Origin of the sequence: Variovorax sp. GrIS 2.14, from assembly GCF_046115955.1 — a bacterium.
Classification (GTDB): Bacteria; Pseudomonadota; Gammaproteobacteria; order Burkholderiales; family Burkholderiaceae_C; genus Variovorax.
The window spans coordinates 1-2,759 of sequence record NZ_JBJXIA010000076.1; the positions used below are offsets into that span (position 1 = coordinate 1).

Here is a 2,759-nt window from a genome sequence, read left to right on the forward strand (position 1 = left end):
ACTGGCCTACGTCAGCCCGATGCAGTTCGAGCAGGACTGGCTTGCCAATCAGCCACAGCAAGCCAATTCATGAGTTCGGCTATGGGGTACGGATTACAGGGGCAAGGTCAATGGTCAAGCAGATGACGCTGGAAGGCTTGGATGCTATGCGAGCTGCGGCCCTGCACGGCGTCACTGCGCAAACGGCCAGGAAGTAGCTCGGTCGCTACCTGGCAGGCGCACAAGCTGCCTTGGCAGATGCCTCTTCCACGCCCGTACGCTCGCCCAGGACCATTGATGCCGCCAAGGCATTGCTCATCGTCGAGCTGTGCGCAAACGTCGAATGCTGCAGGCTCGCATCGCACGCAGCGTGGGGGTCTCGGAGTCCACGGTCAGCCGCGTTCTGGCGCGGAAGGGCATGTCCAAGTTGAGCGACCTGGAGCCGCTCGGGCCGTCGTGCGCTACGAGAACGAGGCGCCCGGCGATCTGCTGCACACCGACACCAAGAAGCTCGGGCGCATCGTGCGGCCCAGCCACCGCTTCACAGGCAACCGACGCGACTCGGTCGATGGGCCAGGCTGGGAGACGCTGTTCGTGGCCATCGATGACCGCGCAAGATTGGCGTTCACCGCCATGCATCCTGACGAGAAGCAGGCACAGGCAGTCCTGTTTCTGCGCAATGCGGTGGCCTGTTACGCCCGCCTAGGCATCACCTTGCAGCCACTGCTGACGGATAACGGCTCAGCGTTCCGCTCGCGTGAGTTCAAGGAAACCTGCATCGAGCTGGGCATCAAGCACAGCTTCACGCGGCCTTACCGACCGCCCACCAACGGCAAGGCCGAGAGGTTCATCCAGTCCGCCTTGCGTGTGTGGGCCTACAGCTGCACGAACCAGAACTCAGCCCATCGAACCGATGCCCTGGCAAGCTGGCAGCACCACTACAACTGGCATCGCCCGCACAGCGGCATCGGCGGTGTCGCGCCTATGTCCAGACTCGACTCATCAAGAAATAACCTCTTGACGCTTCACATCTAGGGGCGTTTGATCAGTTCACCAGAGGCATTGGCGAATACCGGCAGTTCACCCGCATCTTGGTGCTGCCCATCGGCTGCGTCCATGTCGACCGGCGCAACACCACCGCGTGACCGCCGAGCAGTGCCGAATTGGAGGAGCGCATCAGCAAGGATTCCGCATGTCGCAAAAATGGAGCGGCTCCTTCAATGTCAAACGTTACGGCATCAGGGTATGCAGCGACCACGTCGATAGCAATACAGCCCTGGAACCTACTGACGGATGGGACGGAAAGCACGGGCGTTGAATCAAGCGTCATGTGGAAGGATTTGTGAACATCTCTGGGCGATCTTGATGTCTGGGGGTTGAGACCCTACTGCAGGGTCGGAGACGAATGGCAAGCAGGCGTGAATTTGGTTGCCATACAACGCAGCGGCAGACCGGAGCCAACACTCCAAAGCCGTACCTATACGGCGCACCTAGTGGGCAAATGTTGAGCCGAAATGGTCATGGATGCAATGGCCTCTTTGCGTGCGCTGCGACTTATCTCGATGTTCGTCGTGTCCATCTGCGGTTTGGTCAAGTGGCAGGCGGTCTTGCGCCGGGAAATAGGCGCAATCAAACGCGTTCACAGCCATCACTCTGTTGGCGCCGATCGTAAATTGAGCCACGGGGATGCGGACAAGAACTTGGACCACGTGAAAAAGGTTCATGTATTCCTATGAAGCTCGAATCCGAGCAGTCGAGCTTCACATCAAACTTGGCAAGCGAGTCGCCGAGACCATTTACCAGTTGGGTTACCCAACAGAGAACGCTCACAAGAGCTGGCACCGGGCGTGTGAGCAGCGCCCTGATCCGGGGCTGCCGATAGACACTGTTCACTACCCGCGAACACATTTGTGCGACACAAACAAAGAGGCCCTGTGTTTTCAAAGCACAGGGCCAGGTACTGAACCGAACAACGTTCGGAACCTCGACACGCGAGCAACGGACCCATCGCGTTTTTAACGGCTAAGGGCGCACCGCCATACATGTCGTGCGGCGTACACCTGTTGTAGAGATCTGGCCAGACGGGTCCATTAAGACGAAAAGAAGCGAGTATCTTCGGCACTCGGACGCTTCGCCGCGCGCTCCGTGGTTTGCGACATTCGTCGCCCAGAGTCTGGAGGCGGCCAGGGACGCGCGGGCCGATTCGCTGCACGACGATGGCGCCTTGGCCACCGACATCGAAGAACATGGTCCGCAGCGTCCGCGCGGTTGAGGCTGAATCACCACCGGTCCGATCTTCCGGCGCGCGCTGGCGGGCGACCGCATGGGCGCGCCACTGGGCGCCGAAGGCGTGCGGTTCATCGTGAAGGCGCGTTGCGCGGCGGCGGGTCTGGAAGGCCGGTTTTCGGCGCACTCGCTGCGATCGGACTTTGTGACCGAGGCGGACCTGCGCGACATGCCCATCGGGGAAATGGCGGCCACGAGCGGGCTGCCGCAATCGACGTGCTGCCGAATGCTGTAGCGGCTGGAGATCGAGGGGCTCGTCGACCGGGATCCGCTCACGCGCAAGTACTTTCCTGGGCCACTGCTGCACGAGCTGGGCCTGCTCGCCCGCGCGCGCTACCAGCTCAGTGAGCTGTGCGATAACGCTCTCCATCGGCTGGCTGATCTAATGCAGGATACCGTTGCGTATTTCGGAGGAGCGTGACCGGTGGTTTCGGCATCGTGACCGATGATTTCGGGAACGTGACCGGCAATTCCGGTGACGTGACCGAAGAGGT

Annotated in this window: 3 protein-coding genes and 1 pseudogene; 2 read left to right on the forward strand and 2 right to left on the reverse strand. The window is 60.7% G+C overall.

Annotated features, from left to right (window positions below; genetic code table 11):
- The first annotated feature begins 110 nt into the window (after window positions 1–110).
- Window positions 111–1,014 (forward strand): annotated as a pseudogene (locus RCH10_RS27445) (IS481 family transposase).
- Between the two features lie 10 nt (window positions 1,015–1,024).
- On the opposite strand, the gene RCH10_RS27450 reads toward RCH10_RS27445, so the two are convergent.
- Window positions 1,025–1,309: a hypothetical protein gene (locus tag RCH10_RS27450; RefSeq protein ID WP_409054822.1), complete on the reverse strand. Its 285-nt coding sequence runs from the start codon at window positions 1,307–1,309 to the stop codon at window positions 1,025–1,027.
- 160 nt (window positions 1,310–1,469) lie between these two features.
- A complete protein-coding gene (locus tag RCH10_RS27455) occupies window positions 1,470–1,703 on the reverse strand; it encodes a hypothetical protein (protein ID WP_409054823.1) in 234 nt (77 codons plus the stop codon).
- Between the two features lie 599 nt (window positions 1,704–2,302).
- On the opposite strand from RCH10_RS27455, the gene RCH10_RS27460 reads away from it, so the two are divergent.
- A complete protein-coding gene (locus RCH10_RS27460) occupies window positions 2,303–2,500 on the forward strand; it encodes a hypothetical protein (protein ID WP_409054824.1) in 198 nt (65 codons plus the stop codon).
- The last annotated feature ends 259 nt before the right edge of the window (window positions 2,501–2,759 follow it).